This window comes from Corallococcus terminator, assembly GCF_049194865.1.
Classification (GTDB): domain Bacteria; phylum Myxococcota; class Myxococcia; order Myxococcales; family Myxococcaceae; genus Myxococcus; species Myxococcus terminator_A.
Genome location: NZ_JBLZWL010000123.1, coordinates 1 through 23,550 on the forward strand (window position 1 = coordinate 1; position 23,550 = coordinate 23,550).

The window sequence follows — 23,550 nt, forward strand, 5'->3', positions numbered from 1 at the left end:
ATCGCGTACTACCACGAGGGGCTGCGCGTGCTGGACGTCTCCATTCCGCCCCAGCCGAAGGAGATTGCCCACTTCAACACCTTCCGTGAGGACGACCCGGAGCGCACCGACAGCCTGCTCGAGGGCGCCATCGGCATCCGCGTGCCGGGCGACGGCCACGTGTACGTCGTGGACATCGCGCGCGGGCTGCTCATCTTCAACGAGCCCTGAGTCCTGGCTGCCGCCGGAAGAACGACGCCTGTCGGAGCTGACCGTGCACGCGGAGGTGTCCTTCAAAAAGCAGGAAGCATGACCAGACCTGAGGACTGCCTTCGTAGAGCACCTGTCGACCCGCTCGGGCGCGACACAGGCAAGCAGAACCTCCCCCTCATGACAGGAGCAGAATCCGTGCGTGTCACCTCCTCCCTCGCATGCATCACCCGCTGGCTCATCCTGGGGCTGAGCCTCTTCGGCGCGAAGGCCTTCGCGGGCTACGTCTCCGCTCCGGATGGCTACATCCTGCTCGGCATCGAAACGTCGAACCGCTACTACGTGGCGGGCGGGGCGCGCTTCTTCATCCCGCCCGCGCAGCACAGCCTCTACTCGGGCCGCTCGTTGGTGCCCCTGCCCCAGGCCACCATCGACTCGTATACCGAGGTGCCCATGGACGGCACGCTCTTCCGTCAGATGGGGAGCGCCTCCATCTACGTCGTCGTCGGACAGCGGCCCTGGTGGATTCCCAACCCCACGGAGCTGGATGCCTGGGATGATTGGACGGTCGTCCACGACATCCCGAACAGCAACTGGTCCGACCGCTTCATCGATTTCACCTACGCCATGAGTCTCCTGGTCCAGGAGCGCACGACGAGTCAGGTCTATCTGTGGGTTGCCGGTGCCAAGTACCTTCTCACCGACCCTTCGGACATCGCCTATTTCGGTGGCTACAGCAGCGTGAAGACGGTTCCGCTGGGCACGATGGCGAGCATCTCGAGCGAGCCGTGGTGCGGCGCGGTCCTGCGTGAGCGCTCCAGCACCACCCTGTACGCGGTGGGGTACATCAGCAGCATCTCCGGCTTGCTCAAGAACGTTACGACCCATCCGACGCACGGGGTGGTTCCGGATGGGGCGCTCTCGGCGTTCCCCACCATGTCCGTCAGCTCCCTGGCCTGCATCTGGTAGCACGCAAGGGGGCTCCCCTTCCAATGCCGCCGTTCAGAGCCTCGTGTTGAAGCCTCCCTCGGGAAACGCCTGCTTCGCGAGGTCCTGCATCACCGGGAAGCCGTCCAGGAAGCCCGCCTCGGAGCCGGGGATGGGTTTGCCGCTCGCGTCATGGAAGGCGATCTCCCGACAACTGAAGCAGGCCACCGCATCCACCCACGTTGTGCCAATCCAGAAGCGGAAGGCGATGTCCGGGTTGAATCCACACTTCCTCGGAGGATAGGACACCGGGTCCTTGGCGGAGACCCAGATGTCCGCCAGGGCCCGGCGTTGCCTCGAGCTCAGCTCGGGACCTTCCTTGGAGAGGAGGAAGTAGCCGCTGCGAGGGATGGTGTCGTCGCTCGCGGGTCTCATGTCCCACTCCTGGTCCATGTCCGCGAGGAAGATTTGCACGCGGTCCGGGCGGCGGAAGAAGTCCTCCAGGGTGGGAGGGGTGGAGCGCCCCGCGGCGGTACATGCGGTGGCGGCCATGGAAGACAGGACGAGGGCGAGGATGGCGGTGCGCATTCACCCAGCCTACCCCTGACCGCGTCAGGGGCGCACGACCTCAATGTCGCGGATGTCTGTGATTTGTTGGAACGAGGCTTCCCGACAACTTCTGTAGACCGAGAAGTTCTCCAAGTGGGGGCGGAAAAATCGAGGGGAGATGGAGGCCCGGCGAGAGTGACTGCAAACGCACGCGGCCTGATGACGACCCATCTGGTGTCTCAACCATCCGGTGAGGTACAGGGTGCACCAGCCCGCGGCGGTTGCACTGACACAGGGTGAGCAACGGACCGCGACGAAGCGGGCCCGGAGTCTTCACCCCCTCTCCCCTGGAGGTTCTGATGTCCCCCGAGTCCCGTCCCCACCGCCGATTCTCCCGGCGCGCCCTTCTGCATGCCAGCGGCGTCGCGGCCGGCTTCGCCGCCTTCCGTGGGTCTGGAGCGCTGGCCAGCATCGCCCTCGCCGGCGAGGTCATCATCAACCCGTTCGCTGGGTACTCGACCTCGGATGGGTGGTGGGACCACATCAACCGTGGCTCCTTGGGCGGCATCGACTATGTGATGGGGGTTGGCACGCCGCTCCGGGCCTGCGCCTCGGGGCAACTCCTTATCAACTGGAACAACGGCACGGGCGGATACACCGCGACCGTCGTGATGGCCAACGGCATGAGGAGCCAGTACCTCCACTTGTCGGGCTTCAACGGGGGCGAGCGCCGGGTCCAGCAGGGCGAAATCGTCGGGTACTCCGGCGGTGCCGCTGGTGCGCCCGGCTCCGGGTCCTCGACGGGTCCTCACCTGCACTGGCACCTGGTGACCTCCGGCGGCACCCGGGTGAACCCGCTCGACTACATCGGCTCCAGCAGCGGTGGAATCGGTGGCGAGCCGCCGCTGGAGGACCGACGCCTCGGTCATCTCGGCACCGCGGGTGGCTGGGTCCACATGCTCAGCAACCTGGTCCTGCCGGGCAACACGACGTACGGGGCGTTCTCGCCGGGCGCCGGGCAGTCGCCGCGAGCCATGGCGAATGTCGATGGCGTGATGAAGCTGGTCTACGCCGACAGCAGCGGCTGGACCACGATGAGCAGCGGCCTGGCGATGGCCCCGGGGGCTCCGCTCACCGTGCTGAGGACCCCGGCCAATGCATCACCCCAGATCTTCACCCTCGAGGGCGGACGGCTCTGGCACACCTTCGACGGCGGCGGCTGGAGGAAGCTCCCGTCGTCCGTGACGGTGTCGGGCAACTGCACCTTCTCGATGACAGCCAACGGGACTGACGTTCATGGCCTGTTCAACGACAATGGTCGGCTGTTCCATGTCTGGGCTGACAGTTCCGGCTGGCACAAGGGCGACACCGGGGTGAACCTGCAGCCCGGCGCCGACCTGGTCGCGGTCATCCAGCCAGAGGGCAGCTTGCAGGGCCTGTCGCTGGAGTACGACCGGGTTCACCACATCTTCGGGGCGAGCGGGAAGTGGAACCGGATACCGACCCCGGCGGCCTTGCCGACCGGGACGCCGATTGCCGGTCGTGCTGGCCACGGCTGGCCGCAGCTGGTCGCCAACAACCAGGGGAGTATCACCCACGTCTGGGGCACCTCGTCGGGCTGGAAGTGCGTGCCGACCGGAAGGACGGTGAACCCGGGACGGAGGATCAGCCTGGTCGAGGATGTCGCCTCAACCCCGTTGGTCGGCCTGACTCTCTGAGTCGCTCAGCCGGACAGGGCGCCATCGCTGTCGAGGATTCATGACTCTAAATCAGGCTGCGAAGAAATGGACGAAACGCAGAATCTTCAAAACCATCTGGTTCAGCCTGGCCATGGTTTTTTGTGGCTGGAACTGGTGGACCTTTCAATCAAGGGGGCTCCCGGACAACACCTTTGACAGCTCCGAAGGGGTTACGGTGACTCCGTCCAGCGACATGATCACCTTCCAGGCCGATAGCTCAGGCACGAAGCCGGAAGTCATTTTTTTCCAGGGTGGCCTGGCCGACCCCAAGGCGTATGCGCCGCTTTGCAGGCAACTGGCCAGAAACGGTTATACCTGTCACTTGATGAAGATGGACTGGAGGATGCCGCAATATGACTACAGAAAGACGTTGAAGTTGGTCGATCTGAAAGCGGGTCGCTATGTAGTGGGCGGGCATTCACAGGGTGCGAAAATGGCGGCGCAGATTGTATATGAACGCCCGGATTTGTTTAAAGGCTTGTTCCTGATGGGCACCTCCCATCCGCGGGACATTGACTTGTCTTCGCTGACCACTCCGGCGATGAAGATCTACGCCGAGAATGACGGCCTGGCGAGCGTTCCCGAAGTCATGGGAAACAAAGACAAGCTCCCTCGTGGTGCCAGGATGGTTTTGATAAAAGGTGGCAACCACTCACAGTTTGGCTACCTCGGAAGGCTGTTCATGGACAGCGGTGCGGCTATTTCCCTGGAAGAACAGCAGCAACAGACATTGAGCCATGTTCTTGAATTTCTAAACGGACTTCCAGGCGGCGTGTAGCACCTGTGAGAGCCCCGCATTGGAGCGAGCGGATCGCCAGCTGCCTGACAGCTCCATGCGAGGTGGAGCTGAAGCTCCGAAGAACGGCATCTTCATTTCGCCCGACGGGTGCGAGTCTTTCCCGGCTGTTTCTTCTGGGGCGTCCTCCGCGGCGTGGACCGCTTGCCAACACCGAGCGGGCGGGTCTGCTGGGGGGAGGCTGGCTTTGCTCCGGGCAGCACCTCGAAATTCTCCTCGAAGAACCTTCGGACGAAGGTCATTGCGTTCATCAGCGAGTCCACGGGTCCCATACCAAAGATCGGTCTGAAGCGAGGTTTGGTGTAGCCCTCGATCATCACCGGGCAATACCAGAGCCCCCGCTCGGGGTAGTGCACCGGGCGGCCCACCACGAGCCTCGAGATACGCTGCTTGCCTGAGGGGGTAAGATACTCCCAGCAATCCTCAGCAATCGGGTCCTCAATGCGCCTCAGTTTCGGACGCCAGTTCTCATCCTTCTCAGGCATGGATCGTGACTTCATGGCTCCCTGGGAGGACCAAAGTAGGCCCGGCAGAATACGAGGCATGCGGCCTTGCCCGCGTAGCACGAGCCAAAGCAAAGGGCCTTGAGCTTCTGCTGTCGCTTCGTCCCTCCTGGAAGGTTCTCGCAGAACTCCTCCATCTTATGACTGCCTGCCTGGCATGCCTGGATGCATGCGAAGGACTTCCATGGGTCCGCTGTGGTCTCGGCCTCCCCAGGCGCAGGGGCAGGCAGCGGCTCCAAACAGGCTTCCGGGTTCAGCGCGCAGAACGACGCCACATGCCCCTCGGTTGGCGGTGGCAGAACAGGGCCAGAGACAGGGGCCGCTTGGTAAAGCTCCCCTCGGCGTCCGCCGCCGGTACGCCCACCCGCGCGCTCCTCCACCTGTCCCTCCCCAGCCACACCTCGCCAGGGCTCACGCTGCGGAGGGGCTCCCACGGGCTTCCTTGGACGAGGCGCGACCGGGACAGCTTCCGAGAGTTTATGAAGCAGGGCGAATGGACCCAGCTGGGTTCGCTTTGGAGTTCGTCCGGATGCACGCCGGGCCGCCCTACGCCAACTCTCCCAGGAGGACAGTCTCCTCCTGGGAGAGCTCGAAGCATCGCGGAAGGCCGCTCCTCATTCAGGAGCGCTCTCCACCCTCCGCGATTGACTGCACAAGCCCTCTGTTAGAGCCCGTACTTCGACAGGTCCGGCGAATTCAGATGGTTGATCTTCGAGAGCGCGGTAGCGCTCGGGGCGGGCCAGCGCCACCCGCTGAACACGGCCGTCAGGTTGGTGTTCGCCGCGAGGCTGGTCGCGACGATGAAGTTGTCCACCGTCTGCGACGTGGTGCTGGCGTTGGGCTGGGCGTCCGCGTACTTCCACACCAGGTTGATGAACTGCCGGTCCGGGTGTGCGTTGGCCAGCCTCATCACGAAGGACGCGAACAGGTCCGCGCCGCCGTAGACGTTCGGGATGCCCTGGTCCTGGGCCAGGGTGTTCTGCCAGGTCAGGCTGGTGTTCGCCAGGTACGTGTCCACCAAATCGTAGACATTCTGCTTGAGGGTGGGGAAGGGCAGGCTCCCGAAGGGGGCGCCGTCCACATTCACTGCGTCCATCGAGTAGAAGCGCATGGCGACCGCGTACCCGGTGACGACGCTGCCGCCGTTGCCCCTCTTCGAGCCGTCGGCGTTGGTGAGCTGGTCCTTGTAGGCAAGCTCCGAGTCGAAGAGCCAGAAGTTGCGGCCCAGCTCATAGAAGACGGCCTGGTCGAAGGTGGGCCGGGGATACGTCGTCGGGTTGGCGAGCGAGTCGCGGACACCCTTGTAGAGGGCCTCGTACGTCGCGCTGGACAGCTCGATGCCGGTGCTGCCCAGGCGCCCACAGGCCGCGCCGCAGTTGGGCTCGATGACGGTGAAGGTGAGGCGGCTCTGGTAGAGGTTGCCGGGAGAGGGCGTGCGGCCCGTCGTGTCCGCGTACCAGTCGTAGGCGGCATCCAGCACCTGGACAATCTTCGCCATCACCGCGGGGTTGTTGTCCGAGGAGGCCGAGGAGTTGTAGTGCCCGTTGGCCCGCGGGGTCTGGATGGCGACCTTGCGGCCGGCCCACGGGTAGAAGGTGCCGCTGGCGCGCGTCGCCCCAACTCCATCGGGCAGGTGCATGGAGACATAGCTGAGCGTCTCGGACTGAGTGGCGGGCAGGCCCAGGTTGTATGAGTACGCGCCCAGGCTCGCCGTGACGGGAGCGGTGCGAGGCTTGCGGCAGCGCCACAGGGACGAGGCGTTGTTGCCCTGGGGCGCGCCGGTCAGCTTCGCCTCGTAGCCGCTGCCTGCATAGGTCGAGCAGTAGCCGCCCAGGTTGGGCCCGTTCGGCAACTTGCTGGTGACGTTGCTCGGTGCCCAACACGCCCAGGTGTAGGCGTCATTCACGTTCGTCACCCGCGCCTGGGAGTTGGTGTTGCGCAGCGTGCAGGCGGTCTGCATCACCACGGGCGCCTCGTTGGGGTATCCGCGGCACATCCACCTGCTCGCCGCTCCCGGGCCCGTCTGCGGGCCATCGAGGAAGGGCGTCGCGGTCGAGTGTCTGTCGAGGCAGGCGGCCTCGAGGTTCGGGCTGCCGACGCGCGTCCCCACGGAGACGGCGGGGTTGTAACAGCCCCAGGTGTACGCGTCGTTGACGTTACTGGCTCGGGCAAAGGAGCTGGCGCCGTTCCGAATCTGGCAGGCGGTGTTCATGATGAGGGGCTGGTCGGAGTAGCCCGACTTGCGGCAGACCCAGTTGTACGAGGCATAGGAGCCAACCTGGGGGCCGTTCAGGGTGGGGTAGAAGCCCGAGCCCACCCGCTGCGTGCAATAGCCATTCAGGTCGGGATCCACCACCCTCGTCTCGGGCAAGGCGGTCGTCCGGAAGCAGCCCCACGTGTAGGCGTCATTGGCGTTGGTGGCGCGCCCCTCGACACCCGAGCCGAAGTTCTTGGTGCACGCGACGTTCATGTCCAGCGTGTAGGTCTGGGGCTTGCGGCAGATCCAGTTGTACGCCGCGTTCGTCGCGAGCTGCGGGCCCTTGAGGTGGGGCACATAGCCACTGCCCTTCGTCGCGCAGAAGGCCTCCAGGTTCGGCCCTCCCACGTTGTCGTCGGGCGCCCGGCTGAAGCACTCCCACGAAAACGCGTCGTCGGAGGCGCGGGCCCGCGCGTCCGCTCCGGGAGTGCCGCTGTTGCTCATGGTGCACGCGGTGGTCATGTTCAGGCCGGCCTCGTCGAACGACGGGTCCGAGGCGACCGTGTAGATGGTGTGCGCCTGGCCGTCCCGGTCCTGCAGCGGGAGCTGGAAGCTGAAGCCCCGGTTGCCGGGGATGCCCTGCGCCTGCGCCGCGGCACTGAACTCATTGGCCTGCACGGTGCCCAGCAGCGGCCCGTTGGCGCTGTCCAGGTAGAAGCGCACCTCGGCGGAGCCCGACGGGACGTTGGGGGAATAGGCCCAACCCCTCACGTACCCATCCGATGAAATGCTCTGCACCGTCCCCATGGGCGCCGCCGCCAGCGCGACCCCCGGTAGGAGCGCCAGTCCCGCGCACAGCGTCCCCAGACCCAACCGCACACGTAGCCTGGCAGGGACGCCCCGCAATGCGGGCGCCCGCCTCGTCTCAACTTGCTTCGTCATGATGGAACTTCCCCCTCTGATGAGCACCCGGAACAACCTGTCGGGTGTCATTCCATATGACACTGTGGGATGTGCTGAGTCTAGAATTTCACAGGGAGTATGAACGTGTGAGGACGTAGTCCGTTGGGGCATTTCCGACTTGGTGGGTAAGGCGCGACATCGGCGGTGCCGCTCATCGGTAGACCCGAGTCGCCGCGGCGCGTCCGCTGCTCAACGCTTCTTGTCTGACAGTTAAGTCAGTTTATTCATGTTTTGCTGCTTGTCGTACGGTCCTTGCGGCCCCGGTCGCCCGGAGCCAGGGCCTCCCTCCGCCCACCCCTGGCGTGGAGCGCCCGAGAAACCCTCGACCGCAAGGAGCACAAGCATGTCTGGCAAGTTCGTTTCACGCAGTCTGGCCCTGCTGGGAATCTGTGGGGGCCTGAGCGCTCTGGGAGGCTGTGACAGCGCCGAGCCAGCGCCCGTCGCCCTCGAATCGGTGGGGCAGGTGGAAAGCGCCGCCATCGTCGACACCATCACCGAAGGCACCTACGTCATCCGTTCGGTGATGACCAACAAGTGCATCGACATCGACTCGTCGAGCACGGCGGACGGCGCCAAGGTGCAGCAATGGGATTGCAATGGAACCAACGCACAGCGCTTCCGCGTCACGCCCACGTCCGGCGGCTACTTCAGCATCATCAACGTGAACAGCAACAAGGGGCTCGACATCAAGGAGGGCAGCACCGCGGCGAATGCGCTCGTCCACCAATGGGGCTACGGCGGTGGGACGAACCAGCAGTTCCGCTTCGTGAAGGAGGTGGGCAGCGAGTTCAGCATCCGCGCGCGCCACACGGACATGGCCATTGACGTGTACTGGGGCAACACGGCCAACGGCACGGAGTTGGTGCAGTACCCCTACGAGCAGCGGACGAACCAGCGCTGGACGTTCGACCGCATCGACGGAGGTGGCGGCACGGGACTGGCGGCCATCCTGAGCGAGTCCACGTTCAACGCCATGTTTCCGAACCGTAACCCCTTCTACACGTACAGCAGCCTCATCGCCGCCGCGAGCACCTTCCCGGCCTTCGCCAACACGGGCTCGCTGGAGACGCGCAAGCGCGAGGTGGCGGCCTTCTTCGCCAACACAGCCCACGAGACCGGGAACTACGTCTACATCGAGGAGATTGCTCGCGGCCCCTACTGTGGTTCCTGGGGCCCGCCGGGCTGCAACTGCGTCCCAGGCAAGCAGTACTACGGACGTGGGCCCATCCAGTTGTCCTGGAACGGCAACTACTGCGCGGCCGGAGCCGCGCTGAACCTGCCGCTGCACACGAATCCCGACCTGCTGGCCCAGGACGCGAACGCCTCCTGGCGCTCCGCCTTCTGGTTCTGGACCACTCAGGCTGGCGCCGGAACCATGACCGCGCACAGCGCCATGGTCAACGGGCACGGCTTCGGTGAGACCATCCGCACCATCAATGGCACGCTGGAGTGCAACGGTGGAAACCCGGGGCAGGTGCAGAGCCGCATCCAGAAATATCAGGACATCGCCAACATGCTCGGCGTGAGCCCTGGTGGCAACCTGGGCTGCTGAGGCCCGTCACCAGGCAGGGGACTGTTCGCCCTCCCTTCCCACACACGGAACGCCGGGCGGCCACCTGCGCCAGTCCGCCCGGCGTCGGCCCCACGCCCCGTCAGCCCACGCGTCCGGAGCCGGACAGCCCCTGCGAGCCGGTACCGAGCACGACTTCGTCCCCGGGCAGTCCGGACAATCCTCACCGTCGAGATGTTGTTGATGTTCAACTCGGCGCCTGGCTGTCCGTTCGTCCGGGACGGGGTAGGCTCGTTCGATGACTACCGTGGACGCCGCCGAATCGCTGCCCATCTGGGTCTTCGCCCTGTTGTTCGTGGTGCTCTTCCTGGTCATCGCGTTCTTCATTCCGATGCTGAGTGGCTGGAGTCAGTTGGTGGAGCGCTACCGCGCGGTGGGCTCCGCGCCCGTGCCCCTGAAGCACAATGTCGAGGGGCGGGTGGGTTTCATGAACTACGGCCACGGCCTCTCGGTGGGAGGAGATGAGCGGGGGCTCTATCTCGAGTCCACGCTCCTCTTCGGGCTCTTTCACGCCCCGGTGCGCATCCCCTGGGCGGAGATTCGCGCAAGGACGCAGGAGAGCTTTCTCTTCTCGCAGACCGACGTGTTCCAGGTGGGCTTCGACGGCGTCGAGATTCGCCTCCAGGCCTCCGCGACCGAAGCGCTCGAGTCCTACTTCCCGACCTCCCGCTGATTTCAGCGGCGAGGGGCGAACACGTCGAACGTCCGCTCGCGCCGCTACATGGCGCGGGGACGCCCTCTTCGCTCGGCGAGCGTCGCTCGAAGGCGAGGCGTCGCCAGCTCCACGAATGCGCGGACCTTCGCCGTGCGCGCGCTCGTCGCGGGGTAGACGAGGTGCACCGGTACGGGGGGCGGCGCGAGGTCGGCGAGGAGCACGACGAGCGCGCCGGAGCGGACAGCCTCGGCGACCTGATACGAGAGGACGCACGTCACGCCGACGCCGTCCGTCGTGGCGCCAATCGCGGCCTCCGCGAGGTTGACGCTCAGCACGGGCGTCACTCGCACCTGCCTGGCACGCTCCCCTTCCCGACGCGCGCCGAACGTCCACGTGTCGTTCGGTGTCACGCCAGTACAGACGATGCAGCGGTGCTCCGCGAGCGCCGCCGCCGAGGTCGGTCGCCCGTGCCGTGCGAGATACGCGGGGCTCGCGACGACGACGCGGCGCACGCTCCCCACGGTTGTCGCCATGAGCGCCGAGTCGGCGAGCTGGCCGATGCGTACGGCGACGTCGATGCCCTCCTCGACCACGCTGACGACACGGTCCAGCAGGAGCAGTCGCGCGCGCACCTGCCGGTTCGCGGCGAGGTATTCGCTCACGAGCGGACGCACATGAATCGAGCCGAACGAGTTGGGCGCCGTCACGGTGAGCAACCCCTGCGGCTCGGCCGCCGCCGCGCCCGCGAACTTCTCCGCGTCGTCGAGGTCCGCCAGCACGCGGCGCGCGACGACGAGGTAGCGCTCGCCCGCCTCCGTCAGCCGGAGCGAACGCGTCGTGCGGCGCAGGAGCGTCGTCCCCAGGCGCTGCTCCACCGAGGCGATGGCGCGGGTGACAGAGGCAGGAGAGCGTGAGAGCGCTCGCGCGGCGGCGGACAGGCTGCCCTGGTCGACGGCGACGATGAAGGCGCGGAGCGAATCGAGGCGGTCCATGATTCTTCCAGAATACGCAAAGATGGATTGCATCGACCACGCATTCTCATCGGCACGTCAAGTCGGCATGTTCCTGGGGTGGCGACGATGGGCGTCGCCTTTCGGACCTCAAGAGACGTCCAGAAGGGGATGGGAACGATGCGTGGCTTCTCGGAAATCGCCTTCACTCCCAAGGTGAAGGCCGCCCAGGAGAAGATGGGGAGTCGGCGCTCATACGCGCGCTTCGAACGCGGCCCGAGCACCCCCGACACACTCGGCGAGGACGAGGTGGGCTTCCTCGGCGAGCGCGACAGCTTCTACATGGCCAGCGTTGGCGAGTCGGGCTGGCCCTACATCCAGCATCGCGGTGGACCCAAGGGGTTCGTGCACGTCCTCGACGAGCGAACCCTCGCCTTCGCCGACCTGCGAGGCAACCGGCAGTACATCTCCGTCGGCAACGTCGAGAGCGACGAGCGTGTCGCGCTCATCTTCGTCGACTATCCCAACCGTGCACGGCTCAAGGTCCTGGCACGCGCCAGGACGGTGACGCGCACCGATGACCCGGAGACCTTCTCACGCGTCGCGGGGGACACCCCGGCCGAACGCATCTTCGTGCTGCGTGTCGAGGGGCTGGACTGGAACTGCCCCCAGCACATCACCCCTCGCTACACGGAGGACGAGGTGCGCGAGATGGTGAATCCCTTGATGGAGCAGCTCAAGTCCCTGGAGCGCGAGAACGCATTGCTCCGCGAACGGCAACCCGGCCCTCGACCCCCCGGAGTGGCGCGAGGGCCAGGTCGCTGAATCACCAAGGCGGGGAGGGTGCTTCAGCGGAGCCCCCGCGAGAGGTGTCCTGGGCTCAAGGGACCGCGGCGTCGGTGATGACGTAGCCCACCGAGCCACTGCAGGTGGTGGTGGCATAGCAGCCCACGCGAATCTCCGACTCGCCGGCACCTGTATCCGGAACGGTGTAGGTGAAGTTGGAGAGGCTCCCTCCGCAGGCATCGTCGTTGAAGGCGACCTGGGTGCTCGGGGTGGCGGGGCCGAAGAGGCGCACGAGGGTGTCGCCGACGCCTGATGCGCCCGCGACGCCGCACGTGCCGAGCTGGATGCGCTGGCCCGGGCGCAGGTAGAGCTTCCGGTTGAAGGTGTTGATGGTGGCGTTCTGCGTCTTGGTGGCGGTGAAGTTGAACGCGCCTGCGATGGTATAGGCCGCCGTTCCGTTGCAGGGGTTGTTGGCGAAGCAGCCGACGCGGACCTGGTAGGTGCCGGTGGTGGCGGCGGTGAACGTAATCTTGGAGAGCAGGCCGCAGCTGTCATCGTTCTGGGCGACCTGCGTGCCGGCGGGGCCGAACAGCTTCATGTTCGTGTCGCCGACGGCCGAGGCGCCCGCCACGCCGCACGTCCCCACGGTGAGCGTCTCCCCCGCGCGCAGGTAGATGGCCTGGTTCGCCGTGTTGACGGTGGCGTTGTTGGTTCCGCTGACCCTGAAGGGCAGGGTGTTGCCACGCGTCCCCGCGTACGGAACGGGGCACGACGTCGCCCGGGCGCAGGGATAGGCCGTGTTGGCGTCGTTGGCGCGCCGGTACTCACCGCCAGAGCGGGCGGCGAGCGCGGAGAAGAGCTGGTCGTCGCAAATCCAGTAGTTGGCGGTGGTGCAGGCCGGCGCGGCGGACGCGAGCGCCTCGAATTGTCCGGGCCACAGCTCCAGGTCGGTGGAGGACACCCAGTAGGAGGTGCTCGTCTTCACCAGGCTGGCATTGGCCTTCGTGAAGACCTTCCCATGCCAGCTCGCCAGGTTCGACGTCGTCCCGTTGGGGCCCGAGCACGCGCCGGTGCTCGAGTTCTCCTCGCCGTCCGTGGCGATGTAGAGATTGGTCGTGAAGCCCGGGTCCTGCACGGACAGGTCGTCGATGGCCCAGCACATCGCATCCGCCAGCGGCGTCACGCCCGTGCAGCCCTCGGGCGCCAGGGATTCGATGGCGGCCCTGGCCGTGGCGTAGTCCACATAGCCCACGGTGATTTTGTCGACGACCGAGCCCGCGAAGCTCCAGACGGCGACGTGCGTGCGGTCCAGGTCGTTGGGGTCGAAGAGTCTGTCCAACTCCAGCAGGGCCTGCTTCCGGGAGTCATAGCACCGGGTGTTGCCCGTACTGGCGCGGACCGTGGTCATCGAGCCCGAGCGGTCCATCAGGACCAGGCCGTAGCGGTTGGGGCCCAACCCCTGGACCTCCGGACCCGCGAAGGAACGCTCCGCCTGGACGAGCCGCGTGGGCGTCCGGGGACCGTCCCGGCTCACGTCGTCATTCACGCGCGCATCCGCCACGAGCGAGAGGGCCTGCCGAGTCTCTTCCGGGGCCGGAGTGGAGGACAGCTCGGTCCCCAGGTCGGGTCCACAGGCGATGAACGCCGGCATCACCAGGGCACACCACAGCATCTGCTTGAGAGAGCGATTCACGCGGGCTCCAATTGACGGGGTTGCTGGCAGATGAATCGTCTGACGCCCTGAAAGAGGGACATTTCATTTCAGGCGGTTGTTATTCAGGCCCGCGCGGAGAATTACCATCCAGGCGTGTGCCGCGCTTGCGTGCGCGAGTCACGAAGCGCTTGAGCAGGCTTCTCACCGTCTTGGGTGACAGTGATAACTCCTTGCCGACTTCCGTGAGGCTGCGTCCCTCGACGAAGTGGAGGATGGCGACAGTCATCGTCCGGGGAGACTCGCCCCGCGTGAGCATGGCGAGGTCCCTGGCCGCCTCGACGCGCGCCAGGTTGCCGGAATGCGAGGGCTCCATGTCCGGGTCGGGAGCAGGGGACGGGGACAGGGATGGGCCATGGCGCGCCCGCCGGAACCGCCGACGCAGTCGGTCGATGGCCAGACACGTCGTCACCTCATACAGCAAGGATGGCGTCTGGCGGGGGGCGTGTCGTGAGGCCAGGGCGACGAAGACGTCCTGTGCGACGTCGCGCGCCTCGTCCGCGTCGCGCAGGAGGAAGAAGGCTCGGCGGTAGATGGTGGCGCCATGCCGTTGGTACAGCGTCACGAGGTCGGGTGGCACTCCACGGGCAACGGTCCTTGTGGAGAGCAGCGAGCCCTTGCGCTGGACGGCCATGTCTTTCCCCCCGGACAGGATGGACGGATGCCAGACACGTAAGGGTTTCCCCTCGGGTCAGGTGGCCCATGTGAAAGGACTGGCGCGGTGGCGTCTCGCCGACGCATGTCCGCCCAAAGGCGAACGCGGAGGTGCCGGAGTCTTCGTTTCTTGCTTGATATCCCGTTGTACGAAATGTGTGCGCCACGAGTCAGGTGACTCCCGTGGTGCGACAAGGGCGGCGTCCCTCTGCGGCCAGGACTCCGTGGGAAGTCAATCGCCACCCATTGTGAATGAAAACACAGGCGGTCAGGCTGCGAGTGCAACCCGTTGACAGAGGTGAGCCATGCATCCCCCGCGTGCACCGCAGTCTCCGAAGTCCGCCCTCCTCGCTGGTGTGGCCTTGCTGCTGGGCCTGCTCGCGTGGAGTCCTCCCGCCCAGGCCCAGGCCCAGACGACGGGCTTCCTCGGCTATGCGACGTTCAGCCATCATGGCACGGAGCCGAGGTTCCAGAGCTTGTGCGAGTACACATACCCGCTCAAGTGCAACTGCCGTTGGGTCGGCGAGGGGCCCTGGTTCGACACCGTCGTCGGTTGTTCCAACACGAGCGAGCTGGATGCCAAGGCATCGGCGGGCATGGCCTGTTGGGACCTGTGCAGGAAGGTGGGCCAGTCACCTGGCGCGACAGGCGGCACCATCGCCCGCTTCACGCCGTCCTCTGCGCACCAAGGCGTCACCCTCGAAGGCGCGGGCACCATCTTCCAGGTGGAGCCGGGAAGCTACCTGGGCGTCCCAGCCTCGGGCGAGGGCACCGTGGGTCCCTTCCACGCGCTTGAGTCCGTGGGTGAGCAGCTCACCGCTATCACCGGTGCGGCGTGGAACTGGCTGGTGCCCGGCGATGAGCCCATCGTCTGGAGCGACCCCTCCTACACGGCGGCCTTCGTGCAATCCTTCCGGATCTCGGATGGCGGCCCGCCCGAGCCCATCGGCGAGTGCTTCTATTCCTTCGAGAAGTCCTGCGAGTTCGCTGACCCGCGGTGGGGTGACCGCCTCCGCATCTGCTCGAACCAGGACTATTACGACGCCTGGGTCGTGAGCGAGACGGCGTGCACGGCGATGCGCCACGAGGCCTGGTTTCAGAGCCTCCAGCCCTGGGGCACCTACAGCGTGACGCTCGGGGAGAATGCCCGCAGGGCTGCCTCTGGCCTCATCGTCTCGACGGCCGACGGGGGCTTCGTGGGCTACCTCCCGGGCTCCTCCTCCCCCTCCTTCATGGCCTCGGAATGGCAAGCCATTGCTGGAGCCATTTCCCACGCGACGCAGGGTGCTCCCGTCTGGCTCGCCGGCCCCATGGAGCCCTACGAGTACCAACCGTGACGTGACGCCGGAGCTCCCGGCCCAGGAGGGAGGTCAATCCCCGCCATCCCGGGAGCCCGGCGTGTCATGACAACACGCGAAGGGGCGGCGCAGGGCACGCACGCGTGTCCGCCTTCGTGTTCAGAGTGTGTCCATGCCGGGCAGGTCCCACCACCAGATGCCCGTGCCTTGCGCCGCGCCGACCGGCTCGGAGCGGGTGTCGACCAGTTGGAGCTGGGACGCGAAGGAGGCCGTGTCGCCGAAGGCGCTGTAGCGCGGCGTGGAGAGACTCCAGTCCAGATTGGACCGCACCCAGAGCCCGATATTGTCGATGTAGTGTGTCAGCTCGCGAGAGGCTGTCGGCCTGGCCGTGTCACGCAGCCGCAGGTAGAGCTCCATGATGTGGTTGCGGAGGGTGATGATCTTCTTGGCGGCCTCGTCCGGAGAGATGGCCGCCTTGGTGGCGAGCGCCTCCACGGTGTTGACCATCGCTCCCTTCTCGAGTTCCTTCTCCCGATCATAGGACAGCAAGTCATTGTCGATGGACAAGAGGGCGCAGCACGCCTGGGTGGCGGCCTTCACCGCCGGGGTTGCCAGCTCATGGTCGGAGAGCTGGTAGCCGTTGAGGTATGGGATGAGACTGAGATAGGACTTGGCTCCTGTCGTGTCCATCCGCAGCCGCAGGCTCTCCCGGAAACCCGGCCGGGCGCCGGCCTTTCCGAGCGAAACCTCGCAGGCGAAGCTGACGAGCATGTCGCGGGTGAGGGCGGCCCATCGGTCGAGTTCACCAGGGCTGCTCAGCGTCTCCATCTTCGTGCGGATCTCCAGCAGGGCGGCATCCCAGGAGCCGGTTTCCGGCTGCGCATAGTCGAGGGATTCAATCAGGTGCAACAGCGGCAGGATGAGGTTGCAGGCCCCGGCGGGGTCGTCATGCATCTGACCGCCATCGAAGAAGTGGTCGTCGAAGGCGTACTCCCACAGCCAGAGGTCCGCGACCGCGCGCAGTCGGTCCGGTATCGCCTCCGGCGAGGCCATGGCCAGCAAGGTCATCGGGCGGGCCCGCTCCATGGTCGACAGGTACTGTTCGGGGCACAGCTCGTACGCGCGGAACTTCCGGAAGGCCACTGGGTCGAGGTCCAGGGCACGCCGCGGATCGGTCGGTGCGATGGGGCAGACGAGGCTGTAGGGGTCGCTCACGGTCGAGGTCCTTTCCGGAGGGTCTGTGTGTTGTTCCGCGGGGTCATGGGCCCAAGGTTCCGGCTTCAGCCGGGAGCCTGAACGGCTTCGTGGATGACACGGCCTGTGAGCATTCAATGGTCCCGTCGGGTGATGAGCTGCGCTAGCGCCACGGCGTCGGCGGTTGCCGACGGGTTCGGGGCCGCGGCCGAGATGCACGCCAAGGCGTCGCGGAGCTGCCGGTCGGCTTCCTGGAGCGCGAATTCCCTGCCACCGGCGGCTTCTATCAGGGTGGCGAGGTGCGCAAGGGCGGCGGTGTCACCGTCGTGGGGCTGGCCGTAGAGCGCCTCCAGTGGGCCGGCGAATCGGGTGCCGGAGGTCAGCGCGGCGACCACCGGCAGCGACTTCTTCCGGCGGGCCAGGTCCGAGTACACCGGCTTGCCGGTCACGGTGGGGTCCCCCCAGATGTTCAAGACGTCGTCTGCGAACTGGAACGACAATCCCAGATGCATGCCGAACTCCGCCAGCAACGCACACCCACGGGCGTCAGCGCCACCGGCCAGGGCGCCGAGTTCGCAGGCGCACGCCAGCAGGGCGCCAGTCTTTCCCGCCGGCATGACCCTGCACTCGGCGAGGCTCACGTCCGTACGCTGCTCGAAGTCCAGGTCGGCGGACTGCCCGACACAAAGTTGCATCAGTGTCGTGGTGAGGATCTTGATGCGGGCCTGTTCGGCAAGCAGCTCACAGGCCAGCGCTTGCAGCGCATCTCCGGTCAGCAGTGCCGCACCAATCCCGAAGGTCATCCACGCCGCGGGTCGGTGCCGCCGAGTCGCATCACCATCCATGATGTCGTCATGCAGCAGCGTGAAGTCGTGCACCAATTCGACCGCGACCGCTTCACGCACCGCCGCCATGGGGGGACCGCCGACCGCGGACGACGCGGCCAGCACCAGGGCCGGGCGCAGCGCCTTGCCGCCGCTGGTTTCGGGTTCACCCGACGCGCTCCACCACCCGGCATGATATCCGGCGATGTGGCGCAAGGGCTCGGGGAGGACGTCGATGGCCGCATGGTGAGCCGGCCCGACTGCCTGCCGCGCATCGGAGAGAATCTGCTGCACCGTTCTGGGAGAGGAGGCGGGGAGGGTGGTCATCGGTCTCCTGGGGGGCTGGAATCTCCAGGTTCAGGGCCCGGGCCCAGGTGCGCCCGGAGCCATGCCTGCCTTTCCGACCCGGAGAGTCGATGGAGGCCGGAGGGCGAGGGCCCGTCGCGAGAGGCGCGCGACGCTTCGACGGCGGAATCCAGTCGATACATGGGCATCACCTCGCGGAGCGCATGACACGCGGTGCCGGGTCCTCAAACCTGGGGCGACGAGGCGGGTTGTGCAACGTTTGTCCGGGGGCGGAAGTGCCCCGGTACGAGCCCTCGTTGAGGGCGTCCGACACACGGCGCGGCCGGCCAGCCACACGGGGTGTCTCCAATGGACTCGGGGCGCTGTCGTTACGCTGGTTTACGCGGAGCAAGTGGGCTGGCCCGGGTGGTGCAATCGGGTGCGGCCATGAACGCCTTTCGCTCCGCCTCCCGCTCGTGTGCTCTCGCCGTGGTGTTGTGGGCGCTGCCATCGTTCGCGGACGAGCAGACGACCTTCCCGCCTCGCGCGGCCATTCCCGATGCGTTCCTGCGCAACGTCACGGACGTGGTCTGCGTCGAGTTCTCGAAGGACACGACGAACGAGGTGCCGGTCTACACACGAGGCCGTGACGGCTTCTCCTCCAGCGGTTTCCTCCGGAAGGAAGGGACGCGCCCCTTGAGCCTCACGCGGGAGGGAGGCGTCTTCGAGGGATACTGCTACCCGGCGGTCGAGCGCGTCGAGCTCGCGGGCTCTCCGGCGCAACCCGGGGCGGAGGTCTATGCCCGCGTCATCATCGACATCCGGAACGGGAAGCAGGTCTGGCTTCGAAAGGGCTCGCTGGACAGCCCCACGGCGGCGGTGGTCACCGTCGAGAGCCTGGGAACGCTGGACGCCTTCCAGGACCGGGGCGTCGAGTTCCAGGCCCTCCGCCACGGTGGCCAGGAGTTGGTGTTGCGCCAGGCCCCCGATGACTCAGCGGCCGTGGTGGACGGCATGCTCTTCGAGACGGTGGTCCTGGGACGGCGCGTGGGCGACTACGCGGAGGTCCTGGACTACGTGCCCGAGGAGGCCGGGCCCGTGGCGGTCGCCTCGCGTCGGCAAGGCTGGGTGCGCGTGGTGGACTCGAAGGGCTTGCTGCTCATCTGGCCTCTCTTCGTCGACTTCGAGGGGTGCTGAGCATGGGGTTCCAGGCGCGAGGAGGCGTGATGAAGCATGTCCTGTCGCTCTGTCTTTGGCTCGTGAGCATGGCGGTCCTGGCGTCCTCCTCCGAGCCACCCTTCGAGAAGGGCACGGTCCTGGTCGAGAGACCCGACGACCCCTTTTCGAATACGGGCTCTGTTCAGCGCATCAGCTGCGAGGGGCGCTTCTGTTTGTGGCGCGTGGTCGATGAATTGGGGGCGTGTACCCAGGGGTACTGCTCGAACAAGCTCATGGTCCTGTCGGACCTGCAGGGAAGGTTCGTGGGGGCGATGCACGGGCTCCACGGCTGGTCACCGAGCGTCTTGCGATTCATTGACGCGGAGCATGTCGAGGTTGTCACCCGGAGCAGAGACGAGCCCGCCACCGTCCCCGACGTTGGAATGGACCCGACCCGGGTCTACCGGCAGGTCTTGAAGGTTTCGCGGGATGGCTCGCGTTTCACCAAGGTTCCCAGCCAGGCGCCGACGTGGACGATGCCCGACGCTCGCCGTGAGGACGCGCGAGCTGTCTCGAATCCTCCCAAGCCGCGGCCGGTGAGTGACAAGCTCCTCGCTCAGGCTCGCGCCCGGTGTCTGTGTCCCGAGGGCGAGTGTCGCAAGGGCGCGCGCTTCACTCCGGTGGAGTACGTCTGCCAGGGCGCGGCGTGCATGCTGCTGCTCTCCGCGTTCGAGCCCTCACCTGACGGCCAGGATGCGTCCTCGGCGCCGGAGGGGAGCGTCGAGGGGCCGCTCTGTGGCGTCCTGGTGAAGGGAGGCGAGGTCCAATCGGTCCTGATCGACTCCTACCCGACCTATGTCGTCGTGTCCCCCGGGGCGTACGAAGTCATGGGTCCCGTGGGTGTCCGTGGCGCGACGGAGCTCATAAGGAAGCTCGACCGCGGCCGGCCGGGATACCTGATTTTCAGCGACACCGTGGGGGCGACCGTCGAGGGAATCAGGCCGTACCCCGTGAGGTTCGCACAGTCCGCCGAGGACGCGCTCTCGCTGGCGCCCACGGTCCAGGCCTACACACAGGCCCATGTCTCCTGGGGGCTTGCTGGCTGGAAGGACGCGGACGACCTGGCGTTCGCGTGGCGGCTGGCGCGCGTGGGCGAGGCGCTCGCCCTCCACGTCGAGGTGCATGACGACAAGGTGGTTGCTTTGGGGACGGGCACGGGCCTGCACTCGGACCACCTGGAGCTCACCGTGTGGCAGACAGGGGCTTCCGGTCCGCGCGCTGAGCTCAAGCTGGGGCTCCTGCTCGTGGCGGGAGGAACGGTCAAGGCGCGCGACTGGACGGGAAATGCCGACAAGGCCCTTCCTTCCATCCAGGGCACCTGGCGCAAGCGTCCTCGTGGCTACGAGATGACGCTCACGCTCTCGCTGGCGGACCTTGGCGTGTCGGAGCCGTTGCGCACCCTCGGCGTCGAGGTGGCGGTCTCGGACGCGGACGCGCGAGGCAAGCAGGAGACGCTGATGAAGCACGACGGGGTGCTGCACTTCTGGGAGGAGTACCCGCCGAGCGTCGCCGAGTACGACGGCCACGCCCCCATGGAGTGAGTGCTGCTCCTCCACCCGCTTCGCGCGGAGCGGCGGAAGGGATTCGAACGCTCGCCGCAGCGCCGTCGAGGGCATGAGACGCTCCTCCCCGAGCGCGACCCATGTGCGATTTCGAGACGGCGTGGCATGTGGCGCCAGCGGGCAAGACGGGTGCGGACCGTGTACTGGTGCGGTGCGACGCGGCGCAGGTGGACTCGGGACAGGGAGGGGAAACCACCGCAGTGGTCGCCGTCCCTGCCCTCGTCCTGGCACTTCAGGGGTTGCTCAGTCGGGAGCGAGGGTGCAGAAGATGCCCGAGGTCGCCCTGCCACAGCCGTCCGCGTGTCCATCCCCATTGACGTCGGCGAAGGTCACCGTCGAGCCATACGCCGCCTTGCCCCAGTTGAGCGAGTCCGAATAGTCGCTGGTCTGGACGTAGTGGTAGGCCTTGAAGGAACTCCCCGTGGAGAAGGCGCAAACGAGCCCCATGGCATTCCGCCCGCAGATGTCCGCCAGGTCATCGCCATTGATGTCGGCCAGGCTCAGCGAGCCATAGCGGGCCGCGGCGACGCTCCAGCCGTCCACATCGGAGAACTCGCTCGGGAGCGACCACGGCGTCGCGGGACCAAATCCGCTGCCCGTGGAGAGCGCGCAGAGCATCCCATTCGGGCCACGCCCACACACGTCTGCCATCGAATCGGAGTTCAGGTGCCCGAATCGGAGGGTCAGTCCTTGCTGCGGACGGTTCCATCCAAGCGCATCCGAGAACGAGGCCGTCTGCCAGTCCACGGCGGCCTGGAATCCGGTCCCTGTCGAAATGGCGCAGAGGATGCCCCGGATGGCTCGGCCACACAGGTCCGCCTTGCCGTCCCCGTTCACGTCCGCCAGCTGAATCGAGCCGTAATAGGTGCTGTCCAGCCCCCAGCCATCGGCGTCCGAGAAGTCCACCCCCGCCGACCACTTGCTGAGGTTGATGAAGCTTCCCTCGGGATGCTCGGGCGTCGCCACGGAGGACCCCACCGCGCACACGATGCCGGACGCCGCTCGCGCACACACGTCCGCCAGGCCATCCGCGTTGATGTCCCCAAACCGGAAGGTCGAGCCGTATCTGGCCGGCAGCCATTGCGGCTGTATCGCCGACAAGGCCGCGGGTGAAAGCCAGGTGGTGGCGGAATTGAAGCCCGTGCCCGTCGATTTGGCACAGACGAGACGCCCCGGAGTTCCACTCGGACCTCCATCCGTTGGCTTCCACCCACAGACGTCCGCGAAATCGTCCGTCGCGTTCAGTTGGGTGAAGCCAAGGGAGTCATAGGCGCTCGGTTCGACGCTCCAGCCGTTGGCATCCGTGAATTCGGAGGTCAGCCAGAAGCCGGGCGTGCCGAAATCCAGGGTGCCAGTCACCGTCGGAATCGCATCCAGGGGAACGAACGTGTACCCCCGCCGCCGCAGCTCCGGCACCAGGTACTGGGCCATCCGCAGCGCGTGTTCCTGACCGACGTTGAACTGGAGCCGGTCATGGAGCTGGATGATGCCGCGCCCTTGGTGCATGGCGTCCAGCTGGGTCAGCACCTCGTTGCCACACTCCACGGCCGTGCCCCCGAGCTGGAAGCACGACCAGTCATTGCCTCCCACGTCGAAGTAGATGGGGCCGGCGATGCGGTCGAGGGAAGGGTCGCTCCGAACCTGGCTGTAGACGCTCGCGCTCCAGCCGTTGTGAGGCGCCCGCAGCAGGTAGAACCCATCGTCAATCAGGGGGTCCAGGTAGGTCGTCTGCAGGTATTTGATCTGCGCGACACTGGCGCCCGGATAGGTGTCCAACGCCACATGGTCTTCCGTGTGGTTGGCGATCCGGTGTCCGGCGTTCACCAGCGACTGCAGCACACTCGCGGGATACTGCTCCGCGGTGGGGTCGCAATTGCTGGTGCCGGAGTGCGGCGAGGGAGAGCCTTGAATCCGGCACCCGTTGACGAAGAAGGTCGCCTTGACGCCCTGTTCTCTCAGGTACTCCGCGAGCGCCACGGTGTGCTCGTCCGGTCCGTCATCGTAGGTGAGCGACACGGTTCTCTCCGCGAGCGCCATGCCCTGCACGCCACACGTCCCGTTGCAGTTCTGGACGACCTCCTGGGCCCTCGTAAGCGCTGGTCCCGCCTCCCCAGGAGGAGCCTCCCCTTGCTTCGTGCATCCCACGGCAAACAGGCCCAACAGAACCGCTGCATTCCACTTCCGCATCGATGCTCTCCCACTGCGCGGGAGGCTCCGACAGCCTCCACGCATCCGCGCTGACTCCTCTCATACGTCGTCGAGGGGCCAGTCTGGCTGTAGCTCACGCACGGCCAGCCACGCGGCGGGAATGTCGCCCTCTGTACCGCTCTGGGTTGATGAGAAACCCCGAACCTGAAGCACGGTGACCGCCACGTCCATGTGCCCATCCCGGTCCCGGTCCGCCGAGAGCAAGGTGTCCACGGTGTAGTTGGCCGTCACTCGCACCGAGACTCGGGGCGCGAACCGTCCGCGTCACTCCGCCCCGCGTCGGTGGGCTCTGCGGAGGACTTTCCACCGCAGCTCGTGGCCCCGAGACCGACGAGTGTCGCTGCCAGGAGGAGGAGGACGGTTCTCATGGTGTCCGTGCTCTCCCGAGGTCCGGGAAGTCAAAGCGGCGTTGTCCTCCTCCAACAGCCCCTCCTGGAGAATGTCGCGAGGAAAAGGCACTTCCTCCCGGCACTCCTTCTCCACGCGTCGTCGCGCGGGGAAATGAGTGATGGCGTTGTTGTAGTCATTGAGACACGAAAAGTGTTTCTCAAGCAGGTATGGACGGAGCGCGACAGGATTGCGCAAGGGTTTGACCGCGAGAGGCTTGCTGTCGTCGACCGTCCAGCGACGGGTCCTGCCCGTTGCCGCCCCGCGCCATCGAGTGGGCGGGCACGAGCGACCCAGGGTGAATCGTCGACTGCCCGACACTTACTTGTCCTTTGGGGCATACCCGGAGTGTGTGCTTCTTCACTTCTTCATTACGGTGTCCTCG

General features: G+C 66.3%; 18 protein-coding genes and 1 pseudogene. 10 read left to right on the forward strand and 9 right to left on the reverse strand.

The features are described from left to right. Together ACN469_RS36125 and ACN469_RS36130 are read left to right on the forward strand one after the other, a co-directional pair. Positions 1-210, forward strand: a pseudogene (locus ACN469_RS36125) (LVIVD repeat-containing protein); the annotation flags it as partial. A gap of 177 nt (positions 211-387) precedes the next feature. Next, positions 388-1,158, forward strand: coding sequence for a hypothetical protein (locus ACN469_RS36130; protein WP_498775663.1), 771 nt, complete (start codon positions 388-390; stop codon positions 1,156-1,158). Between the two features lie 33 nt (positions 1,159-1,191). On the opposite strand, the gene ACN469_RS36135 is transcribed toward ACN469_RS36130, so the two are convergent. Then, complete coding sequence (locus ACN469_RS36135) at positions 1,192-1,704, reverse strand: hypothetical protein (protein ID WP_498775665.1); 513 nt, start codon at positions 1,702-1,704, stop codon at positions 1,192-1,194. 320 nt (positions 1,705-2,024) lie between these two features. On the opposite strand from ACN469_RS36135, the gene ACN469_RS36140 reads away from it, so the two are divergent. Then, positions 2,025-3,383, forward strand: a complete 1,359-nt coding sequence (locus ACN469_RS36140) for a M23 family metallopeptidase (protein WP_498775667.1) — start codon at positions 2,025-2,027, stop codon at positions 3,381-3,383. A 40-nt stretch (positions 3,384-3,423) separates the two neighbouring features. Continuing rightward, a complete protein-coding gene (locus ACN469_RS36145) occupies positions 3,424-4,182 on the forward strand; it encodes an alpha/beta hydrolase (protein WP_498775669.1) in 759 nt (252 codons plus the stop codon). A 92-nt stretch (positions 4,183-4,274) separates the two neighbouring features. Here the strand turns inward: ACN469_RS36145 and ACN469_RS36150 are convergent, their stop codons facing one another. Beyond that, positions 4,275-4,685: a hypothetical protein gene (locus ACN469_RS36150; protein WP_498775671.1), complete on the reverse strand. Its 411-nt coding sequence runs from the start codon at positions 4,683-4,685 to the stop codon at positions 4,275-4,277. A 682-nt stretch (positions 4,686-5,367) separates the two neighbouring features. Beyond that, positions 5,368-7,842 (reverse strand): hypothetical protein, encoded by a 2,475-nt coding sequence (locus ACN469_RS36155; RefSeq protein ID WP_498775673.1) that lies wholly within the window; start codon positions 7,840-7,842, stop codon positions 5,368-5,370. A gap of 364 nt (positions 7,843-8,206) precedes the next feature. On the opposite strand from ACN469_RS36155, the gene ACN469_RS36160 reads away from it, so the two are divergent. Together ACN469_RS36160 and ACN469_RS36165 are read left to right on the forward strand one after the other, a co-directional pair. Beyond that, complete coding sequence (locus ACN469_RS36160) at positions 8,207-9,415, forward strand: glycoside hydrolase family 19 protein (RefSeq protein ID WP_498775675.1); 1,209 nt, start codon at positions 8,207-8,209, stop codon at positions 9,413-9,415. Positions 9,416-9,671: 256 nt separating this feature from the next. After that, positions 9,672-10,106 carry a hypothetical protein gene (locus tag ACN469_RS36165; RefSeq protein ID WP_498775676.1) on the forward strand — a complete coding sequence of 145 codons (435 nt, stop codon included), beginning with the start codon at positions 9,672-9,674 and terminating at the stop codon, positions 10,104-10,106. A 44-nt stretch (positions 10,107-10,150) separates the two neighbouring features. On the opposite strand, the gene ACN469_RS36170 is transcribed toward ACN469_RS36165, so the two are convergent. Continuing rightward, positions 10,151-11,080 carry a LysR family transcriptional regulator gene (locus ACN469_RS36170; RefSeq protein ID WP_498775678.1) on the reverse strand — a complete coding sequence of 310 codons (930 nt, stop codon included), beginning with the start codon at positions 11,078-11,080 and terminating at the stop codon, positions 10,151-10,153. A gap of 138 nt (positions 11,081-11,218) precedes the next feature. On the opposite strand from ACN469_RS36170, the gene ACN469_RS36175 reads away from it, so the two are divergent. Further along, positions 11,219-11,863, forward strand: coding sequence for a pyridoxamine 5'-phosphate oxidase family protein (locus tag ACN469_RS36175; RefSeq protein WP_498775680.1), 645 nt, complete (start codon positions 11,219-11,221; stop codon positions 11,861-11,863). A 55-nt stretch (positions 11,864-11,918) separates the two neighbouring features. Here the strand turns inward: ACN469_RS36175 and ACN469_RS36180 are convergent, their stop codons facing one another. Beyond that, entirely contained in the window at positions 11,919-13,517 is a 1,599-nt protein-coding gene (locus tag ACN469_RS36180) for a vWA domain-containing protein (RefSeq protein WP_498775682.1), read from the reverse strand. A 79-nt stretch (positions 13,518-13,596) separates the two neighbouring features. After that, positions 13,597-14,100: an RNA polymerase sigma factor gene (locus ACN469_RS36185; RefSeq protein WP_498775684.1), complete on the reverse strand. Its 504-nt coding sequence runs from the start codon at positions 14,098-14,100 to the stop codon at positions 13,597-13,599. 394 nt (positions 14,101-14,494) lie between these two features. On the opposite strand from ACN469_RS36185, the gene ACN469_RS36190 reads away from it, so the two are divergent. After that, positions 14,495-15,526, forward strand: a complete 1,032-nt coding sequence (locus ACN469_RS36190) for a hypothetical protein (protein ID WP_498775686.1) — start codon at positions 14,495-14,497, stop codon at positions 15,524-15,526. A 120-nt stretch (positions 15,527-15,646) separates the two neighbouring features. On the opposite strand, the gene ACN469_RS36195 is transcribed toward ACN469_RS36190, so the two are convergent. Continuing rightward, entirely contained in the window at positions 15,647-16,702 is a 1,056-nt protein-coding gene (locus ACN469_RS36195; RefSeq protein ID WP_498775688.1) for a terpene synthase family protein, read from the reverse strand. A 113-nt stretch (positions 16,703-16,815) separates the two neighbouring features. After that, complete coding sequence (locus ACN469_RS36200; protein WP_498775690.1) at positions 16,816-17,832, reverse strand: polyprenyl synthetase family protein; 1,017 nt, start codon at positions 17,830-17,832, stop codon at positions 16,816-16,818. Between the two features lie 405 nt (positions 17,833-18,237). Here ACN469_RS36200 and ACN469_RS36205 point away from each other — a divergent pair, with 405 nt between their 5' ends. Both ACN469_RS36205 and ACN469_RS36210 read left to right on the forward strand, forming a co-directional pair. Continuing rightward, positions 18,238-18,987 carry a hypothetical protein gene (locus ACN469_RS36205; RefSeq protein WP_498775692.1) on the forward strand — a complete coding sequence of 250 codons (750 nt, stop codon included), beginning with the start codon at positions 18,238-18,240 and terminating at the stop codon, positions 18,985-18,987. 29 nt (positions 18,988-19,016) lie between these two features. Further along, a complete protein-coding gene (locus ACN469_RS36210; protein WP_498775694.1) occupies positions 19,017-20,549 on the forward strand; it encodes a DOMON domain-containing protein in 1,533 nt (510 codons plus the stop codon). A 264-nt stretch (positions 20,550-20,813) separates the two neighbouring features. Here ACN469_RS36210 and ACN469_RS36215 read toward each other — a convergent pair whose 3' ends face one another. Beyond that, positions 20,814-22,586: a polysaccharide deacetylase family protein gene (locus ACN469_RS36215; RefSeq protein WP_498775696.1), complete on the reverse strand. Its 1,773-nt coding sequence runs from the start codon at positions 22,584-22,586 to the stop codon at positions 20,814-20,816. Positions 22,587-23,550: the final 964 nt, after the last annotated feature.

Coding starts and splice junctions, on each gene's coding strand:
- ACN469_RS36140 (WP_498775667.1), top strand. CDS start 2,025: ATGTCCCCCGAGTCCCGTCCCCACCGCCGATTCTCCCGGCGCGCCCTT.
- ACN469_RS36160 (WP_498775675.1), top strand. CDS start 8,207: ATGTCTGGCAAGTTCGTTTCACGCAGTCTGGCCCTGCTGGGAATCTGT.
- ACN469_RS36155 (WP_498775673.1), bottom strand. CDS start 7,842: ATGACGAAGCAAGTTGAGACGAGGCGGGCGCCCGCATTGCGGGGCGTC.
- ACN469_RS36190 (WP_498775686.1), top strand. CDS start 14,495: ATGCATCCCCCGCGTGCACCGCAGTCTCCGAAGTCCGCCCTCCTCGCT.
- ACN469_RS36170 (WP_498775678.1), bottom strand. CDS start 11,080: ATGGACCGCCTCGATTCGCTCCGCGCCTTCATCGTCGCCGTCGACCAG.
- ACN469_RS36205 (WP_498775692.1), top strand. CDS start 18,238: ATGAACGCCTTTCGCTCCGCCTCCCGCTCGTGTGCTCTCGCCGTGGTG.
- ACN469_RS36135 (WP_498775665.1), bottom strand. CDS start 1,704: ATGCGCACCGCCATCCTCGCCCTCGTCCTGTCTTCCATGGCCGCCACC.
- ACN469_RS36175 (WP_498775680.1), top strand. CDS start 11,219: ATGCGTGGCTTCTCGGAAATCGCCTTCACTCCCAAGGTGAAGGCCGCC.
- ACN469_RS36210 (WP_498775694.1), top strand. CDS start 19,017: ATGAAGCATGTCCTGTCGCTCTGTCTTTGGCTCGTGAGCATGGCGGTC.
- ACN469_RS36200 (WP_498775690.1), bottom strand. CDS start 17,832: ATGACCACCCTCCCCGCCTCCTCTCCCAGAACGGTGCAGCAGATTCTC.
- ACN469_RS36165 (WP_498775676.1), top strand. CDS start 9,672: ATGACTACCGTGGACGCCGCCGAATCGCTGCCCATCTGGGTCTTCGCC.
- ACN469_RS36145 (WP_498775669.1), top strand. CDS start 3,424: ATGACTCTAAATCAGGCTGCGAAGAAATGGACGAAACGCAGAATCTTC.
- ACN469_RS36150 (WP_498775671.1), bottom strand. CDS start 4,685: ATGCCTGAGAAGGATGAGAACTGGCGTCCGAAACTGAGGCGCATTGAG.